Raw genomic sequence first — 17,865 nt, 5'->3', positions numbered from 1 at the left:
GACAAAGAGGGCACGCCCGCGCGGTACGATCATCGTCGCGGGCGTGTTCGGTTTGCCGGTCCTGACCATCGTGACGGCGGTGATCGGGGTGACGCTGGCACGTTGGCTGATCCCGGGAGGCAGCGGCAGGGAAGGCCGACTCGGGTTCGTGCTGCTGCTGCCGGTTCTGTGGCTCTGGAAAAAAATTCCCGGAATTTTGCGGGATGGCTTTCCCGGGGCCGGACGGCGCCGGAAAATGACGGTAGGGATGGGCAGGTTCCATTGCGAAAAGGGAAATCCATGACGCGTCCTGCCCCCGAAACCATTGAGACCATGGCGGAACTTCGGCTCTGTATCGACGAGATCGACCGCGAGCTGGTGCGCCTTCTGGCAGAGCGTGAAGGCTATACCGACCGCGCGCCCGACCTGAAGGCCCGCGAGGGCATCGCGGCCCGGGCGCCGCGCCGGATCGAGGCGGTTCTGGCCAATGTTGGCGACAGGGCCCGGGCCGAGGGGCTGGATCCGGAACTCGCCCGGGCGATTTGGACACTCATGATCGAGACGGTGATTGCCCGTGAGGAACGGGTGATCGGCAAGGAAGGAAAAGACGGATGAGCGCAACAATCATTGACGGCAAGGCCTTTGCGGCCACGGTCCGCGAGAAGGTGGCGGCGCATGTGGCGCGGCTGAAGGATGAAAACGGCATCACGCCCGGCCTGGCGGTGGTGCTGGTGGGAGAGGACCCGGCCAGCCAGGTCTACGTCCGCTCGAAGGGCAAGCAGACCGTCGAGACCGGCATGAACTCCTACGAGCACAAGCTGGAGGCCGATACCTCCGAGGCGGACCTTCTGGCGCTGATCGACAAGCTGAACAAGGACCCGGCGGTGCATGGCATCCTGGTGCAGCTGCCCTTGCCGAAACACCTCGACGAGGACCTGGTGATCAACGCGATCGACCCGGCCAAGGACGTGGACGGCTTTCACATTTCCAACGTCGGCCTGCTGGGCACGGGGCAGAAATCCATGGTGCCCTGCACGCCGCTGGGCTGCCTGATGATGCTGCGCGATCACCACGGCTCGCTGAGTGGCCTGGACGCGGTTGTGATCGGCCGGTCGAACATCGTCGGCAAGCCGATGGCGCAACTGCTGCTGGGCGACAGCTGCACGGTGACGATTGCCCACAGCCGCACCAAGGACCTGCCCGAGGTCGTGCGCCGCGCCGATATCGTCGTCGCCGCCGTGGGCCGCCCCGAGATGGTGCCGGGCGACTGGATCAAGCCGGGGGCCACGGTGATCGACGTGGGCATCAACCGTATCGACGCGCCGGAAAAGGGCACCAGGGAAGATGGCAGCGTCAAGACCCGCCTGGTCGGCGACGCGCACTACGAGAGCTGTGCCGCGGTGGCAGGGGCGATCACGCCGGTCCCCGGCGGCGTCGGCCCGATGACCATCGCCTGCCTGCTGGCCAACACGCTGACCGCCTGCTGCCGGGCCAACGGACTGGATGAGCCGGAGGGGCTGACCGCATGAAACAGGATCCCCGGTTGCTGCTAGGCAAGCCCGTGCAGGAGCGTATCCTGGCCGAGGTACGCGGCATTACCAATTCCGCCGGGCGGATCGGCAAGCTCGTGTCGATCTCGATCGGGGATGTTCCGGAGGTTGCGGTCTATGTCCGCAACCAGGCCCGGGCCGCTGCAGCCGTCGACCTGCCCTTTGACCAGGAATTCTGGGGCGGGGAGGTGACACAGGAAGACTGCAAGGCGCGTATCCAGGAAATGAATGATGACCCGGAGGTACTGGGCATCATCCTGCAGCGCCCGGTGCCAAGCCACATCAACGTCCGCTCTTTGCAATCCGCGATCCACCCGCTCAAGGATGTGGAGGGCATGAACCCTGCCTCGATCGGCAACATCGTCTACAATGATGTTGCGATGGCGCCCTGTACCGCGGCCGCTGCCGTCGAGCTGGTGCGCGCCACCGGCCTCAACATGGAGGGGCTGGAGGTCGTGATGGTGGGGCATTCGGAAATCGTCGGGAAACCGGCGGCGATGATGCTGATGGCAGAAGGCGCCACGGTCACGGTCTGTCACCATCTGACGCGTTCCGTGGCCATGCACTCGCGCCGTGCCGACGTGATCGTTGTCGCTGTGGGCAAGGCGCATCTGATCGGTTCCGACATGGTGAAACCCGGGGCGGCGGTGATCGACATCGGTATCAACCAGCGGGTTCATTCCGACGGCACGACCGAGATCGTCGGCGACGTGGATACCGACGCCGTCAAGGAAGTCGCCGGTTGGATCACTCCGGTGCCGGGCGGTGTCGGTCCCGTGACGGTCGCGATCCTGATGCGGAACGCGATCCGCGCCTACGAACGACAACAGGCGGCCGGCTGGCGGAGCTGAATGGCTCCGCCAATTGGTCAGAGCGTCAGGTAGCCGATCCCCAGAAAGGCCACGATACAGCCCGCCCATTGCGCGATCCGCATCTGTTCGTTCAACAGAATACGCGCCAGCAGGATCGTGAAGAGGCCAAAGATCGAGGCCGCGACCGCCGCGAACTCGGGCTGCGGCAACGATGCGGCCGAGATCACCGACAGCAGGGCGATGCCATCCAGCAGGCCCATGGTCACCAGCGGCACCACGGCCTTGCGGCCGACCCGGATGTCGGGCCGCAGCGCCCAGAGGATCCCGCACAGGAGGACAAGCGCGACAAGCCGCGTGGCGAATGTGCTTTGCCATTCGCCCCCGGTTTCCGCGGCCAGCTGGCCCAGCTTGAAGGTGCTGGCGTAGCCGATGGCCGAGAGCAGCGAGTAGGCGATCGTCGGCCCGCGCGGCGGGATGTCGCTCTGCGAGGAATCCGAGAGTATCGCCACCAGGCCGACGGCACCTATCACAACCAGAACGGTGGCAATCTGATCTGGCGTGATGGTCGAGCCCCCAAGCGCCGCGTAGAACAGGGAAAGGATGGGAAAGGCGCCGATGATGGGGCTGACCAGTCTTACAGGCCCCCGCTCAAAGGCGAAATAAAGCCCGAGACTTGCCGCGAGAAAGGTGAACCCCGCCGCCAATGCATACCCGAGCGCCGGCCCCTGTGGCAAAAGCCACTCTCCCTTGACGAGAATCACGCTGCCTTGGAACGCGAGCCCCGTCAGGAGAACCACAAGCAATGCGCCCATGAGCGGGACGGTCCGGCTGAGATAGCGAATCGCGATGTCATGCAGACCCCAGCAAACGGCCGCAACCAGGCCCAGAAAAAGCGCACTCATATCGTGAAACTCCTGTCGATTAGAGAGATTCCTGTCCGTATCGCTTGCGCGAACAAACCACCGGGTATATTCTCATCATTAATATTATTTTCCGTAAAGGCAAATCTCGGGAGGAATGGACGTGCTTGATACCAGATATCCCAACGTGGTCCCCGGACCGCCGCGGCCCAGTGGGATCTTCGAGCCTCGGGTCTTCTCGATGCCTCCCGGGACAGAGCGCTATGTCGTTGAAGGCATGGGCGCGATCCTTGTCCGGCTCGAGGCCGGGGACAGGCTGGAAATAGAGAACACGGAAGGCGGCCAGCGGTGCGAAATCGTTTGTGCCCACCCGGACGGCACTTTCGATGCCGGATTGATCGGCGCGCGCGCGCAAGGTTCCGCAAACGGGCTTCAGGCGCTGCTGACCTCGACCGACCAGTCCCTGCGTAGCCTGCGCATGGGGATCGAGGCGCGTGGTCTGGACCTGGCAAAGGCCGAGGCGATCCATCTGTTCGAGGCCGCGACCCCGGCCCGGACCACCGAGAGCTTTACTGCCGCGCACGAAGGGATCGCCATCATCGCCGCGCCTGGCGGCATCATGGATTTCGAAGTGCAGGACACGGCGACGCCGCTGACGGTCTACATCCGGCGGGCGACGATCAAGCCGGTGCCCAAGTTCGAACTGCCCGATCCGCTTGCCGATCCGGTCGCCGACGTGCGCGTGCATTCGGCAACCGCCGAGGCTTATTTCGTCAAGGCGGGTGACTATATCCAGATCCTTGACGTGGACGGGCGGCAATGCACGGATTTCCAGTGCTTTTCGGCTCGCAAGCTGGACAAGGGGATCGAGCACGCGCTGGACGTGACCACGACGCGGACGCTGATGGAACATGCCTACCCGATGCCGGGGCTGCATGCGAAATACTATGATCAGGACATGCTGCCGCTGGTCGAGGTGATCCAGGATACCTGCGGTCGGCACGATGCCTTTGCCCTGGCCTGTTCGGCCAAATACTACGACGACATCGGCTATCCCGGACACGTCAACTGTTCCGACAACTTCAACGGCGCCCTGGCGCCGCATGGGGTGACCGGGCGCAAGGGCTGGATGGCGATCAACTTCTTCTTCAACACCGGGCTGGACGAGCACGGGGTGATGTATTCCGACGAACCCTGGTCGCGCCCCGGCGACTATGTGTTGCTGCGTGCCCTGACCGACCTTGTCTGCGTCAGCTCGGCCTGCCCGGACGATACCTCGGCGGCGAACGGCTGGAACCCGACCGATATCCATGTGCGCACATACAGCGGCAAGGAATCCTTTCAACGCGCCGTGGCGTACCGCCCCACACCTGATGCGGAACCGAAGATGACCAAACAGACAGGCTTTCACGACCGGTTCGACCGGTTCACCGACAACTTCATAGAATACAACGGCTTTTGGTTGGCAAACTGCATGTCCAGCGCCGGCCCGATCGAGGAATACCACGCCTGCCGCGAGAAATGCGTCGTGCTGGATCTGTCTGCACTGCGCAAGTTCGAGATCACCGGCCCGGACAGCGAGGCGCTGTGCCAGTATGTCTTTACCCGCAACATGAAGACGCTTCCGGTAGGCGGCGTCGTCTATACCGCGATGTGCTATCCGCATGGCGGCATGATCGACGACGGCACCGTGTTCCGCCTCGGCAAGGACAACTTCCGCTGGATTGGCGGTTCGGATTACGGTGGCGACTGGCTCCGCGAAAAGGCCGAGGAACTGGGATTGAAGGTGCTGATCCGGTCCTCGACCGACATGCAGCACAACATCGCCGTGCAAGGGCCCGAAAGCCGTGATCTGCTGAAGAAGGTTATCTGGACCGCGCCGCACCAGCCGAATTTCGAGGATCTCGCCTGGTTCCGCTTTGCGCCCGCCCGTATCGGTGACGATCAGGGTATCCCGGTCGTGGTCAGCCGGACAGGCTATACCGGCGAACTGGGGTACGAGATCTTCTGCCACCCGAAACACGCGGGAGAGGTCTTTGACGCCGTCTGGGAGGCGGGGCAGGCGCATGGTATCCGCCCGATGGGGCTGGAGGCGCTGGACATGGTGCGGATCGAAGCCGGGCTGATCTTTGCTGGCTATGATTTCTCGGACCAGACCGATCCGTTCGAGGCCGGTGTCGGCTTTACCGTACCGCTGAAGTCCAAGCCGGATGATTTCATTGGGCGCGAGGCGCTGATCCGTCGCAAGGAAAACCCGATGCGCAAGCTGGTCGGGCTGGACATCGACAGCAACGTCGAGGTCGGGCACGGCGATTGCGTCCACATTGGCCGCGCGCAGATCGGAGAGATCACCTCCTCCATGCGTTCTCCGATCCTGGGGCGGAACATCGCCATGGCACGGGTCGACGTGGCCCATTGCGAACCGGGCACGCAGGTAGAAATCGGCAAGCTGGACGGGCATCAGAAACGCCTACCCGCCACCATCCGCGCCGATCTGGCCGCCTATGATCCGAAGAAGGAAAAGCCGCGGTCTTGACGTATCTCAAAGCCGCCAAATCCGCGGCGGGTTAGGTCCTTGCCATGACAAGCGCATTGGAAGAAATCGGCGGTGAAACCGCACTGCGAGACCTCGTGGAGCAGTTCTACGATCTCATGGAAACGGATCCGGCGGTGCATGAATTGCATCGCCTGCATTTCCGGGGGCACGGACTGTCCCATACACGGCAGGCTCAGTTCGAGTTCATGAGCGGTTTTCTCGGCGGCAGGCCCTATTACCGCGAACGCAACGGCCACATGAACCTGCGCGAAATCCATGCCCACATCCCGATCCGCGAGGCGGATGCGGAGATGTGGCTGCAGACGTTCGACAGGGCATTGGCCGACGTGGGGCTGGCGGGTCCGGCGGTCGACAAGATGCGCGCGACCCTGCAACGGGCCGCGCACATGCTGGTGAACGATGTTCCAGACTGGCGCCAGGGCGAAGAGGCACAGGACAGGGAGGTCCTGCGCGATCACGGGGCCTTGCGCCGGGGCTGAGGTCTCAGCCGATCAGCAGGATCTGGACATCGGCGACATTTGTGCCGGTTGCCCCGGTGATCAGCAGGTCTTCGGACAGGCGCAACGCTGCATTGCTGTCGTTGCGTTCCAGATACTCCGTCGGCGACTGCCCTTTGCCCCGTATGCGGGCAAGGGTGTTCTGGTCGACAATCGCGCCGGCCGCATCCGTCGGGCCGTCGCGACCGTCCGTCCCGGCCGACAGAAAGACCCAGGGCGTGGCGATCGGTTCGGCATCGGCAAGTGCCGCCATCCGCAAGGCCAGTTCCTGGTTCCGTCCGCCCAATCCGCCGCCGCGCACCTGAACGGTGGTTTCGCCGCCCCAGAGGATCGCGCGCGGTTTGTCAGGCGTCCCTGCATCACGCAGCGCGCGATAGGTGGTGCAGACCGCCTCGTTCACGTCGCCGGTCAGCGGTTCCTTGATGACCAGGGTCTCGTAGTCCCGACGCAGTTCATCCGCGGCTGCCTGCACGCTTTCGCGGTTGCCGCCGATCAAATGGTTGCTGGCTGTGAGTTCCGCGTTTACGCGGGGCGCGTTGCGGAGGTGGCGCTGCACGCTCTCGGGCAAACGGTTGAACAAACCCACCGAATGCAGCAGGTCGCGCGCCTGTTCCGGCGTGCCGATGGGCGCGACACTGGGGCCGCTGGCAATGGCGCGCAGGTCATCACCGATCACATCCGAGAGGATATAGGCCGTGACTGGCGCCGGGGCGGCCAACCGCAACATCCCGCCGCCCTTCAGTTGCGAAACTTGCTGCCGTACAAGGTTCATCGCCACGATGTCCAACCCGCTGTCCAGCAGCAGGCGGTTGAGCGACTGCTTGTCCTCCAGGCTGACACCCTCCGGCAGGGCGGGCAGCAGGGCAGAGCCGCCACCCGAGATCAGGGCGATCACGACGTCCCCCGTGACGGCGCCTTTCAGCACTTCCTGCATCCGTTCTGCGCCGCGTGCACCCACGGTGTCGGGAACGGGGTGGCCGGCCCGATAGACCTCGGCGCCCGGAACCTGTTCCTGATTCTCGCGGTGGGTGACGCAGATCATCACCCGCGGGCCGCTGATGCGGGGCAGGACCGCGCGCAGCATGGCGGGGGCGGCCTTGCCCAGGGCAAGGACGATGGTTCGGCATCCATGTGCCGGACGGGGCAGCGGATGTTGCCCCAGGCTTTCGCGCATGGCCAGCGCCGGGTCGGCACGGCGGATTGCGGCCCGGAATGCCCGGGCCGCGTCGCCTTTCAGTGCCGGGATCTTATCCGGCTGCAATCTGACGCGCCTTCTCGACCAGCACTTCGGCCTGCCGGATCGAGGCATAGTCGATCAGGCGACCGTCCAGCGAAACCGCGCCCTTGCCGGCGGCCTCGGCCTCGGCCATCGCAGCCAGGATGCGCTCTGCCTTGGTCACTTCGGCGTCGGAGGGGCTCATGACCTCGTTGGCCAGCGCAACCTGACTGGGGTGTATCGCCCATTTGCCCTCGCAGCCCAGCACGGCGGCACGCTTGGCGGCGGCGCGATAGCCGTCGGGGTCCTGGAAGTCGCCAAAGGGGCCGTCGATCGGGCGCAAGCCGTTGGCGCGTGCCGCGACCACCATCCGGGCCAGTGCATAGTGCCACATGTCGCCCCAGTGGGTTTCGCGGGCGTTGTTGGCATCGGGGTCCGTCAGGACCGAGTAGTCGGGGTTCACGCCGCCGATGATCGTGGTGCGCGCCCGGGTCGAGGCCGCGTAGTCGGCGACACCGAAGTGCAGGCTCTCGTTGCGCTTGGAGGCCGCGGCGATTTCCGACACGTTCTGCATGCCGAGCGCGGTCTCGATGATGTGTTCGAAGCCGATGCGCTTTTTCAGGCCCATCGCGTCTTCGATCTGGGTTACGATCATGTCGATGGCATAGACGTCGGCGGCGGTGCCGACCTTGGGAATCATGATCAGGTCCAGCCGCTCGCCCGCCTGCTCGACCACGTCGACCACGTCGCGATACATGTAATGCGTGTCCAGCCCGTTGATCCGGATGGACATGGTCTTGGTGCCCCAGTCGATCTCGTTCAGGGCCTTGATGATGTTCTTGCGGGCCTGAGCCTTTTCGTCGGGCGCAACCGCGTCCTCGAGGTCGAGAAAGATCACATCGACGTCGGATTGCGCCGCTTTTTCAAACATTTGAGGCTGTGATCCGGGCACGGCCAGTTCCGAGCGATTAAGCCGTGCGGGGGCCTGGTCGATGGCGTGGAAAGACATGGTCAGGGTCCTTTCTGACAGGAAAGTTGGGTCGGACCCCTATTTGCATTTGGGAAATCTGTATTCCTGTCAATAAATTTTTTTGCATACCAGTGCACACAGCACGGCGCGTCATCCGCCGCTTTTCGCCTTTGACGCGTAGAAGTGCGCGATCGCCTGAGCGCGGTTCTTGACCGAGAGCTTGTCAAAGATGTTCGACAAATGGAACTTTACCGTATTGGTCGATATCTCGAGCCGCGCGGCCAGCTGCTTGTTGGTCAGTCCCTCGGCCAGGGCATCCAGAATCGCCCGCTCCTTGCGCGACAGGGTGCTGATGGGATCGGTCTTCAGCTCGCGGATGTCGAGGTAGGGAAAGACCATCTTGCCCGCGGCCACGTCGAGGCAGGTCTGCACCAGCGAGTCGGTCGGGGCGGCCCGCGACACGAACGCCGCCGCGCCCGAGGCCATCGCCTGGCGCGGTACGGCCACGTCCGAGTCATGGCCATAGACGACAATGCGCGGCGCGTTTTCCTGCGCGCGCAGCACCTCGATCAGCTTTTCCGCCCCCAGCGCCGGGATGTTCCAGTCTACCACGCAGACCTTCACCGGCACGCGCATGATCATGCCCAGGAACCCTTCGGCGGTGGCACTGGTGGCCACCAGCGAGAATCGGGGATCGCGTTCAAAAACCTCGGACATGGCCGACAGGACCAGCGGATTGCCGTCGCCCAGCATGATGTCGATGCGTTCTCTCTGCACTGTAGGCCCCTGATTTTCTTTAGGTTTCTGTCATAAACCACCCGTTTGGGCGGGGGCGAAAACGGCATACAACGGAATACTTGCCAATTTGGGTGGTAATTTCCCCATCCATTTGGATGCCCAAAAGCAGGATTAAGGAACGTTTTTCCCGTGAGCAAGCAATTCTATAACCGAGAGGAAACAACCATACACCTCAAGTGAACGAACGGAGCGATCATGACCGTTGCGCAGCTATTTCCCAAGCTCGAAATCCCCGAAACCATCGCCGCGGGCCCCGGACCGGGCAATACCGACGCACGGGTGCTGGCGGCCTATGCCGGGGCAGGGCTGGCCGATCACATGCATGGCGACGTCCTGCGCGGCATGGTCGAGTGCAAGCATATGCTGCGCCAGGTCTGGGGCACGGAGAACGTGCACACCTTCGGCGTCGCCGGAACAGGGTGGAGCGGCCTGGACGTGATGTTCAGCGCCGTGATGCCGGGCGACAAGGTCGTGGTCTTTTCCAACGGCACGTTCTCGGGCATCGACGGTCTGACAGTTCGTATGAAGGCGGCGACCGCTGCCGAATTGGCGCTCAGCCCGCTGGATCCCAAACCCGCGTCGGTGGTCATTGTCGACGTGCCGCACGGCATGTCCGTGACAGGCGGCATGGTCGAGGCCGCGCTGGCCGAGCACAAGCCGAAATGGGCCGCGATGGCGCATTGGGAAACCGGTTCGGGCCGGATCAACGACATCGCCGGTTTCAGCGCCGCCTGTGAAAAACACGAGGTGATGGGCCTCGTGGACGCGGTCTCGTCCCTGGGGGTCGAGGATTTCCGGATCGACGATTACCCGGGTGTGCATGGCTGGGCCTCCTGCCCGCAAAAGGGCATCTGCTGCCTGCCGCTGACCTACGCCCCCGTCTCGTTCAGCGACCGCTACATCGAAACCCTGAAAAAGACCGGCACGCGCACCTTCGTGCACCACCCGATCATGGAAGCCCGCCACTGGGGCATCATCGACGGCCAGGATGTCGAGAAGGGCACCTATCACCGGACCCATTCCGCCTACGCGGTCGCGGCCTTCCACGAGGCGCTGCGGATTACCCTGCAGCAGGGCATCGCCGAGCGGGCCAAGGACTACGCCCACCACGAAACGGCGCTGCGCCGCGCGGTGCAGGCGATGGGCTGCGAGGTGACGTCGAACATGACCTCGCTGGTCGTGCTGAACCTGCCCAAGGCGCTGGCGGGCCGCGAGATGGAACTGGTGCAGGCCTGCCGGGCGCAGAACTTCGGCATCTGGCCGACCCTATCCGAGCCTGTCCAGATCCGCATCGGCATTCTGAACCTGCTGAGCCGCGAAGCGATCACCGACATCGTCACCCGTTTCGCGGATGCGATCCGCGCGCTTGGTGGCGAGGTCGACGATGCCCGCGTGACCGATGCACTGAACGGCGTCTACGACCGTGCGGTCGCCGCAGAATAACTAGCAGACGATCCAGTCTTTCGGAGGAGGAAAGAGCATGGACATTCATGAGTATCAGGCCAAGGAAATCCTGGCCAATTTCGGAGTGCACAGCCCCCCCGGGGCGCTGGCCTACAGCCCTGAACAGGCGGCTTACCGGGCCCGCGAACTGGGCGGTGACCGCTGGGTGGTCAAGGCCCAGGTTCATGCCGGGGGCCGGGGCAAGGCCGGGGGCGTCAAGGTCTGTGACAGCGACGCAGAGATCCAGTCGACCTGCGAGTCGCTCTTTGGCCGCAAGCTGGTGACGCATCAGACCGGCCCTGAGGGCAAGGGCATCTACCGGGTCTACGTCGAGGCCGCCGTGCCGATCGAACGCGAGATCTACCTTGGTTTTGTCCTCGACCGGACCTCCCAGCGGGTGATGATCGTGGCCTCTGCCGAAGGCGGAATGGAGATCGAGGAGATATCCGCCAACCGCCCCGACAGCATCGTGCGGGCAACCGTCGAACCCGCCGTGGGCTTGCAGGACTTCCAGTGCCGCCAGATCGCCTTCAAGCTGGGCATGGACCCGGCGCTGACCGCGCCGATGGTGCGTACGCTGCAAGGATGCTACCGCGCCTTCCGCGAGCATGACGCCACGATGGTCGAGATCAACCCGCTGGTGGTGACGGGCGACAACCGCATCCTCGCGCTCGACGCCAAGATGACCTTCGACGACAACGCGCTGTTCCGCCACCCGCAGATCAGCGAGTTGCGCGACAAGAGCCAGGAAGACCCGCGCGAAAGCCGCGCTGCCGACCGGGGACTGTCCTATGTCGGGCTCGAGGGGAACATCGGCTGCATCGTGAACGGTGCGGGACTGGCGATGGCCACGATGGATACGATCAAGCTGGCCGGGGGCGAACCAGCCAACTTCCTCGACATCGGCGGCGGTGCCACCCCGGAACGTGTGGCCAAGGCCTTTCGCCTGGTGATGTCCGACGACAACGTCCAGGCCGTCCTGGTCAACATCTTCGCGGGCATCAACCGCTGTGACTGGGTCGCCGAGGGCGTGGTTCAGGCGCTGAAAGAGGTGCAGGTCGATGTGCCGGTGGTGGTCCGCCTTGCGGGCACGAATGTCGAGGAGGGGCAGAAGATCCTGGCCAAGTCCGGCCTTCCGATCATCCGCGCCACCACGCTGATCGAAGCGGCACAGCGCGCCGTCGGCGCCTGGCAGAACGACCTTTCCCAGGGCTCCAACATGAGGGCAGTCCAATGAGCATCTTTATCGACAGAGGTACCCGCGTCATCGTCCAGGGGATCACCGGCAAGATGGCGCGCTTTCACACCGCGGACATGATCGCCTATGGCACCAATGTCGTCGGCGGCGTCGTCCCCGGCAAGGGCGGCCAGACCGTCGAGGGTGTCCCGGTCTTCGATACGGTCGAAGACGCGGTGGCGGCCACCGGCGCCGAGGCCAGCTTGGTCTTCGTGCCGCCGCCCTTTGCCGCCGACAGCATCATGGAAGCGGCCGATGCGGGCATCAAGTACTGCGTCTGCATCACCGACGGCATCCCGGCCCAGGACATGATCCGCGTCAAGCGTTACATGTACCGCTATCCCAAGGATCGCCGCATGGTCCTGACCGGCCCGAACTGCGCCGGCACGATCAGCCCGGGCAAGGCGCTCTTGGGGATCATGCCCGGCCATATCTACCTGCCGGGTCACGTCGGCATCATCGGTCGGTCCGGCACGCTGGGCTACGAGGCCGCCGCGCAGCTCAAGGAGCATGGCATCGGAATCTCGACCTCGGTGGGGATCGGCGGCGACCCGATCAACGGGTCCTCCTTCAAGGATATACTCGAACACTTCGAGGCGGATGATGAAACCCATGTCATCTGCATGATCGGTGAGATCGGCGGCCCGCAAGAGGCAGAAGCCGCGGCCTACATCCGCGATCATGTCACCAAGCCGGTGGTCGCCTATGTCGCGGGTCTGACCGCTCCCAAGGGGCGGACCATGGGTCATGCCGGGGCGATCATCTCTGCCTTCGGCGAAAGCGCCAGCGAAAAGGTCGAGATCCTGACCGCCGCCGGTGTCACGGTCGCCCCGCATCCGGCCGAGATCGGCGACACCATTGCGAAGGTGATGCAGAAGGAGGCCGCATGATGAATGCCCCTGCCATCCTGAACAACCGGCCGCGCGTGCTTGTCACGCGCCGCTGGCCCCAGACGGTCGAGGCAGAACTGGCCGAGCGATTCGACACGGTCTTCAACGTCGAGGACCGCCCCATGAGCGCCGCGGATTTCCGCGACGCCCTGGGCAAGTTCGATGCCATACTGCCGACCGTCACCGACGGGCTGGGCAGCGAGGCAATGGACGTGAGCGAGGCCCGCACCCGCATCCTGGCCAATTACGGCGTGGGCTTCAGCCACATCGATACCGATGCGGCGAAGAAGCTGGGGATCGCCGTCACCAACACGCCGGATGTGCTGTCGGAATGCACCGCGGACCTGGCCATGACGCTGATGCTGATGGTGGCCCGCCGCGCGGGCGAGGGCGAACGTGAACTGCGTGCCGGACAGTGGACCGGCTGGCGGCCCACACACCTCGTGGGGGCCAAGGTCTCTGGCAAGGTGCTGGGCATCGTGGGCTTTGGCCGGATCGGTCAGGCGATGGCGCAACGCGCGCATTTCGGCTTCGGCATGAAGATCCTCGTTCAGAACCGCTCTCGCATCGCGCAGGACGTGCTGGACCGCTACAACGCGGTGCAGGTCGACACGATCGAAGACCTGCTGCCGCAGTGTGATTTCGTTTCGTTGCACTGTCCTGGCGGCGCGGCCAACCGGCACCTGATCGACTCGCGCCGGCTGGACCTGATGAAGCCGGGGGCCTTTCTGATCAACACCGCCCGCGGCGAGGTGATCGACGAGCACGCGCTGGCCCAGGCGCTGATGTTCGACTGCATCGGCGGCGCGGCGCTGGACGTTTTCGACGGTGAACCCAAGGTGGCCCCGATCCTGCTGGATTGCGACAACCTGGTGATGTTGCCCCACCTCGGCAGCGCGACCGAGGAAACCCGCACCGCGATGGGCATGCGCGTGCTCGACAACCTTGTCGACTTCTTCGAGGGCCGGACCCCCGGCGATCAGGTGGCATGATGCAGATGGTGGCAGAACCTGCGGGGCTTGAAGCCCCCGATCAATATGCGGAAGACGTGTACCGCCGCCTGCGCGGGGCGTGGCTGAAGGTTCTCCACCGTCGCGCGCCGCATGTGGCGCAAGCCGTCGAGGATGGCGTCACCCATTGGGACGAAGGCGATTACGCCGACCACCTGCAGGCCAGCACGATCTGGTTTCACCTGCAGCAGATCATGGACGAAAACCTGACGATCCGCACCGGACGCCTGGCCGAACAGGATGGCCATCCGGGCGAGGGCGGGTTTCACAAGGCGCTCGCCGATTGTCCCGAGGATCACCGTCCCGCGATGCAGCGCCTGCTCTCCGAAGGCCAACTGTCCGTCGGTCCGACGATCACCGCCCATCCGACAGAGGCCAAGCGCGTCTCTGTCATGGAAATCCATCGCCGCATCTACCGCACGCTGGTCCTGTTCGAGACCATGCGCTGGAGCCCGCGAGAGATCGCGCGGCTGGAAGAGACGCTGGAGATGGAAATCGACCTGCTCTGGCTGACAGGCGAGTTGCGGATGGAACGTCCCAGTCTCGCCTCCGAGATCGACTGGGGCCTGCAATTCTACCGCACCAGCCTGTTCGAGGCCGTGCCGCGGCTCTTCGAACGCTATTACGACGCGGTCAGCGAGGTTTTTGGCCCGACCGGGCGCGATCACTGCTGCATCCGGTTCCATTCCTGGATCGGCGGCGACAGGGACGGCAATCCCAACGTGACCGCCGAGGTGACGCGCGAGGCCATCGCTCGCTCGCGAGATATGATCCGCGAGGAGTATGTCATGGCCCTGGATCGGATCATTCCCCGGCTCAGCGTGTCCGAAAAGATCGTCGCCGTGCCGCGTCCGCACCGCGATGCGCTGGCCCAGATTGTCGAGACACGCAGCACGGATCCGGGCCTTTGTGCGCAGCGCAACCCGAACGAGATCTTTCGCCAAGCGGGCTCGGCCATCCGTCAGTGCCTTGCAGCCGGCGGTTATCGCGACGTCTCGGCCTTTCTGGCCGATCTGCGTAGTATCGAAGCGGCGCTGGAAGCCATTGATGCGACCCGGCTTGCGCAACAGCTCATCCGCCCGCTTCGCTGGCAGGCCAGCACCTTTGGCTTTCGGGCCCATACGCTGGATATTCGCCAGAACTCCGACGTCGTGACCCGCACGTTAGAGGCGGTCTGGAACGCGGTCGACGCCGCACCAGAGGCGCTGTCCGCCGACTGGTCGGCGCGGCTGCGGCGCGAAGTGGGGCAGGCGGGCTTGCCCTTTGTCGATCATGGGCGCCTGGGCGAAGAGGCCGCCGAACTGATGTCGCTATTGCGGTTGATCCGCGAAGTGCATGACGGGCCCGAGCCCGATGCCATCGGACCATTCATCCTGTCCATGACCCGCTCGGCGGACGATCTGCTGGCGGTGCTGCTTCTGGCCCGCTATGCTGGTTTCGGGGCCGAGCGCCTTTCGCTCAAGGTCGTGCCGCTGTTCGAAACCATCGAAGACCTGCGGGCGGCGCCCGCGATCCTGCGCGACGTGCTGTCTGTGCCGCTGGCGGCGCGCAGCATGAAGGACCGGGACGGGCGGCTGGAAATCATGCTGGGCTATTCCGACAGCAACAAGGACGGCGGTTTCCTCTGTTCCAGCTGGTCGCTCGACCGGGCACAGCGCGCCATCACCCGCGCGATCGCCGGGCAAGGGGCGCGACCGGTGTTCTTTCACGGGCGGGGTGGGTCCGTCAGCCGGGGCGGTGCACCCACCGACCGGGCCATTGCGGCCCAGCCGCGCGGCACGTTGAACGGCACCCTGCGGCTGACCGAACAGGGAGAGGTGGTGACGGCGAAATATGCCAACACCGGCACCGCTGCGGCGCAACTGGAATTGCTGGCCTCTTCGGTCTTACGCCATAGCACCGCGCCTGTTTTCGAAACCGTCGATCCCGAGGCGGAAGACGTGATGGAGACTCTCTCCAGCCTCAGCCAGACCACCTACCAGACGCTGTTGCAGCATCCGTCTTTCCTGTCCTATTTCAATCAGGCAAGCCCGGTGAATGAATTGGCGCTGTTGAAGATCGGGTCGCGCCCGGCACGACGGTTCGGGGCTGCGACCCTGTCCGACCTGCGCGCGATTCCCTGGGTCTTTGCCTGGAGCCAGAACCGCCACATGATCAGCAGCTGGTACGGGTTTGGCCAGGCCCTGCAGGACTTCCAGTCCATTCGCGGGGCAGGGGGCGAAAAGGCGCTGGCGCGGACGATGCGGGATCTGCCGCTCTTCCGGCTGTGCATCGACGAGGTCGAAAAATCGTTGCTGATGGTCCGGCTGGACATCGCCGAAATCTATGCCGGTCTGGTCGAGGACCGGGCCGAAGCCGAAGCGATCTTTGACATGGTCCAGGCCGAGCACACGCGCTCGGTCGCGGCAATCGAACGCCTGACCGGCACGCCGCTGGGGGCGCGGTTTCCCAATGCGGTGGCGCGGATAACCCGGCACGAAGACGCATTGCGCTCTGCGCACGAGGCGCAGGTGCATCTTTTGCGGCTGGTGCGCCAGCAGGACGGAAACCGCCATCGCATCCAGTTGATGCAAAGCATGAACTGCATATCCGCCGGCCTTGGCTGGACCGGCTGACAGGACAAGGAGCAACACCCATGAATGTCTCGCACCGACCGGACGGTTTCTTCACCGAGTCCCTCGCCTCGCGCGACCCCGAACTGTTTGGCTCGATCACCGGCGAGCTTGGCCGGCAGCGCGACGAGATCGAGCTGATCGCCTCCGAGAATATCGTCTCTCGCGCGGTGATGGAGGCGCAGGGCTCTGTCATGACGAACAAATACGCCGAAGGCTATCCCGGCCGGCGCTACTATGGCGGCTGCCAGTGGGTTGACGTGGCCGAAAACCTGGCCATCGACCGGGCGAAACAGCTGTTCGACTGCGGCTTTGCCAACGTGCAGCCGAACTCGGGCAGCCAGGCCAACCAGGGTGTCTTCCAGGCGCTTTTGAAGCCCGGCGACACCATCCTGGGCATGAGCCTGGACGCCGGCGGCCACCTGACGCACGGTGCGAAACCGAACCAGTCCGGCAAGTGGTTCAACGCCGTGCAATACGGCGTCCGCCAGCAGGACAACACGCTGGACTACGACCAGGTCGCGGCGCTGGCGCAGGAGCACCAGCCCAAGATGATCATCGCCGGCGGGTCGGCCATCCCGCGGCAGATCGATTTCGCCCGCATGCGCGAGATCGCCGACAGCGTCGGCGCCTGGCTGCACGTCGACATGGCGCATTTCGCCGGTCTGGTGGCCGCGGGCGAACATCCCTCGCCTTTCCCGCATGCCCATGTGGCCACCACCACCACGCACAAGACCCTGCGCGGGCCGCGTGGGGGCATGATCCTGACCAATGATGAAGATATCGCAAAGAAAGTGAATTCGGCGATCTTCCCCGGCATCCAGGGCGGCCCCCTGATGCATGTGATCGCGGCCAAGGCGGTGGCCTTCGGCGAGGCGCTGCGGCCGGACTTCAAGACCTACCAGCAGAACGTGATCCGGAACGCGCAGGCGCTGTCGGACCAGCTGATCAAGGGCGGGCTGGACACGGTCACGCATGGCACCGACACGCATGTGGTGCTGGTCGACCTGCGGCCCAAGGGCGTCAAGGGCAATGCCACCGAAAAGGCGCTGGGGCGCGCGCATATCACCTGCAACAAGAACGGCGTGCCCTTCGATCCGGAAAAGCCCACCGTGACCAGCGGCATCCGCCTGGGATCGCCGGCGGGCACCACCCGCGGCTTCGGCGAGGCCGAGTTCCGCCAGATCGCCGACTGGATCATCGAGGTGGTCGACGGCCTGGCCGCCAACGGCGAGGACGGCAACGCCGAGGTCGAGGCCAAGGTCCGCGCCGAGGTCGCCGCCCTCTGCAAACGCTTCCCGATCTATCCCGAGCTTTGAGGCCCCCCACATCCTTCCTCGGAGCCCGGACATGGCGGATCACGATGGTATCGTGGTCCGCCTTTTTCCGTCAGCACGACGTTTGTCTGAGCAAACAAGAGAAAGGCCGCTGCGA

At 64.5% G+C, this 17,865-nt stretch carries 16 protein-coding genes; 12 read left to right on the top strand and 4 right to left on the bottom strand.

Annotated features, from left to right (window positions below):
• The first annotated feature begins 43 nt into the window (after positions 1 to 43).
• From ACQY5B_RS16710 to ACQY5B_RS16695, 4 genes are read left to right on the top strand one after another with little or no spacing between them, the layout of a single operon-like run.
• Positions 44 to 283, top strand: a complete 240-nt coding sequence (locus ACQY5B_RS16710) for a hypothetical protein (RefSeq protein ID WP_420326372.1) — start codon at positions 44 to 46, stop codon at positions 281 to 283.
• Positions 280 to 594 (top strand): chorismate mutase, encoded by a 315-nt coding sequence (locus tag ACQY5B_RS16705; RefSeq protein ID WP_305972705.1) that lies wholly within the window; start codon positions 280 to 282, stop codon positions 592 to 594. The genes ACQY5B_RS16710 and ACQY5B_RS16705 overlap by 4 nt, the downstream gene beginning before the upstream one ends.
• Positions 591 to 1,508, top strand: coding sequence for a bifunctional methylenetetrahydrofolate dehydrogenase/methenyltetrahydrofolate cyclohydrolase FolD (folD, locus tag ACQY5B_RS16700; RefSeq protein ID WP_420326371.1), 918 nt, complete (start codon positions 591 to 593; stop codon positions 1,506 to 1,508). Before ACQY5B_RS16705 ends, folD begins: the two co-directional genes overlap by 4 nt.
• Positions 1,505 to 2,380, top strand: a complete 876-nt coding sequence (locus ACQY5B_RS16695; RefSeq protein WP_420328437.1) for a bifunctional 5,10-methylenetetrahydrofolate dehydrogenase/5,10-methenyltetrahydrofolate cyclohydrolase — start codon at positions 1,505 to 1,507, stop codon at positions 2,378 to 2,380. The genes folD and ACQY5B_RS16695 overlap by 4 nt, the downstream gene beginning before the upstream one ends.
• A 17-nt stretch (positions 2,381 to 2,397) precedes the next feature.
• Here ACQY5B_RS16695 and ACQY5B_RS16690 read toward each other — a convergent pair whose 3' ends face one another.
• Positions 2,398 to 3,243 carry an EamA family transporter gene (locus ACQY5B_RS16690; RefSeq protein WP_420328438.1) on the bottom strand — a complete coding sequence of 282 codons (846 nt, stop codon included), beginning with the start codon at positions 3,241 to 3,243 and terminating at the stop codon, positions 2,398 to 2,400.
• A 121-nt stretch (positions 3,244 to 3,364) separates the two neighbouring features.
• Between ACQY5B_RS16690 and ACQY5B_RS16685 the strand changes: the two genes are divergently transcribed.
• On the top strand, positions 3,365 to 5,737 hold the full coding sequence (locus ACQY5B_RS16685; RefSeq protein ID WP_420328440.1) for a trimethylamine N-oxide demethylase: 2,373 nt from the start codon (positions 3,365 to 3,367) through the stop codon (positions 5,735 to 5,737).
• A 44-nt stretch (positions 5,738 to 5,781) separates the two neighbouring features.
• Entirely contained in the window at positions 5,782 to 6,237 is a 456-nt protein-coding gene (locus ACQY5B_RS16680; protein ID WP_420328441.1) for a group II truncated hemoglobin, read from the top strand.
• Positions 6,238 to 6,241: 4 nt separating this feature from the next.
• Here ACQY5B_RS16680 and ACQY5B_RS16675 read toward each other — a convergent pair whose 3' ends face one another.
• The 3 genes from ACQY5B_RS16675 to ACQY5B_RS16665 all read right to left on the bottom strand — a co-directional run bounded on the left by ACQY5B_RS16675 (position 6,242) and on the right by ACQY5B_RS16665 (position 9,194).
• Positions 6,242 to 7,516: a glycerate kinase type-2 family protein gene (locus tag ACQY5B_RS16675; RefSeq protein WP_420328442.1), complete on the bottom strand. Its 1,275-nt coding sequence runs from the start codon at positions 7,514 to 7,516 to the stop codon at positions 6,242 to 6,244.
• Positions 7,503 to 8,480 carry an HpcH/HpaI aldolase/citrate lyase family protein gene (locus ACQY5B_RS16670; RefSeq protein ID WP_420328443.1) on the bottom strand — a complete coding sequence of 326 codons (978 nt, stop codon included), beginning with the start codon at positions 8,478 to 8,480 and terminating at the stop codon, positions 7,503 to 7,505. The genes ACQY5B_RS16675 and ACQY5B_RS16670 overlap by 14 nt, the downstream gene beginning before the upstream one ends.
• 111 nt (positions 8,481 to 8,591) lie before the next feature.
• Entirely contained in the window at positions 8,592 to 9,194 is a 603-nt protein-coding gene (locus tag ACQY5B_RS16665) for a response regulator transcription factor (protein WP_305972490.1), read from the bottom strand.
• Between the two features lie 240 nt (positions 9,195 to 9,434).
• Here ACQY5B_RS16665 and ACQY5B_RS16660 point away from each other — a divergent pair, with 240 nt between their 5' ends.
• From ACQY5B_RS16660 to glyA, 6 genes are read left to right on the top strand one after another with little or no spacing between them, the layout of a single operon-like run.
• Complete coding sequence (locus tag ACQY5B_RS16660) at positions 9,435 to 10,682, top strand: pyridoxal-phosphate-dependent aminotransferase family protein (RefSeq protein WP_420328444.1); 1,248 nt, start codon at positions 9,435 to 9,437, stop codon at positions 10,680 to 10,682.
• A gap of 37 nt (positions 10,683 to 10,719) precedes the next feature.
• Positions 10,720 to 11,919 (top strand): malate--CoA ligase subunit beta, encoded by a 1,200-nt coding sequence (locus ACQY5B_RS16655; RefSeq protein ID WP_305972481.1) that lies wholly within the window; start codon positions 10,720 to 10,722, stop codon positions 11,917 to 11,919.
• Positions 11,916 to 12,809 carry a succinate--CoA ligase subunit alpha gene (gene sucD / locus ACQY5B_RS16650; RefSeq protein ID WP_305972480.1) on the top strand — a complete coding sequence of 298 codons (894 nt, stop codon included), beginning with the start codon at positions 11,916 to 11,918 and terminating at the stop codon, positions 12,807 to 12,809. The genes ACQY5B_RS16655 and sucD overlap by 4 nt, the downstream gene beginning before the upstream one ends.
• Positions 12,809 to 13,801 (top strand): 2-hydroxyacid dehydrogenase, encoded by a 993-nt coding sequence (locus tag ACQY5B_RS16645; RefSeq protein WP_305972489.1) that lies wholly within the window; start codon positions 12,809 to 12,811, stop codon positions 13,799 to 13,801. Before sucD ends, ACQY5B_RS16645 begins: the two co-directional genes overlap by 1 nt.
• Complete coding sequence (locus ACQY5B_RS16640; protein ID WP_420328447.1) at positions 13,801 to 16,434, top strand: phosphoenolpyruvate carboxylase; 2,634 nt, start codon at positions 13,801 to 13,803, stop codon at positions 16,432 to 16,434. Before ACQY5B_RS16645 ends, ACQY5B_RS16640 begins: the two co-directional genes overlap by 1 nt.
• A gap of 20 nt (positions 16,435 to 16,454) precedes the next feature.
• A complete protein-coding gene (gene glyA, locus ACQY5B_RS16635) occupies positions 16,455 to 17,750 on the top strand; it encodes a serine hydroxymethyltransferase (RefSeq protein ID WP_420328448.1) in 1,296 nt (431 codons plus the stop codon).
• Positions 17,751 to 17,865: the final 115 nt, after the last annotated feature.

It is taken from the genome of Antarctobacter sp., from assembly GCF_965277915.1.
GTDB lineage: Bacteria > Pseudomonadota > Alphaproteobacteria > Rhodobacterales > Rhodobacteraceae > Antarctobacter.
The sequence above is the reverse complement of the archived record's forward strand: the minus strand, read 5'-3'. Positions and strand labels throughout refer to the sequence as shown.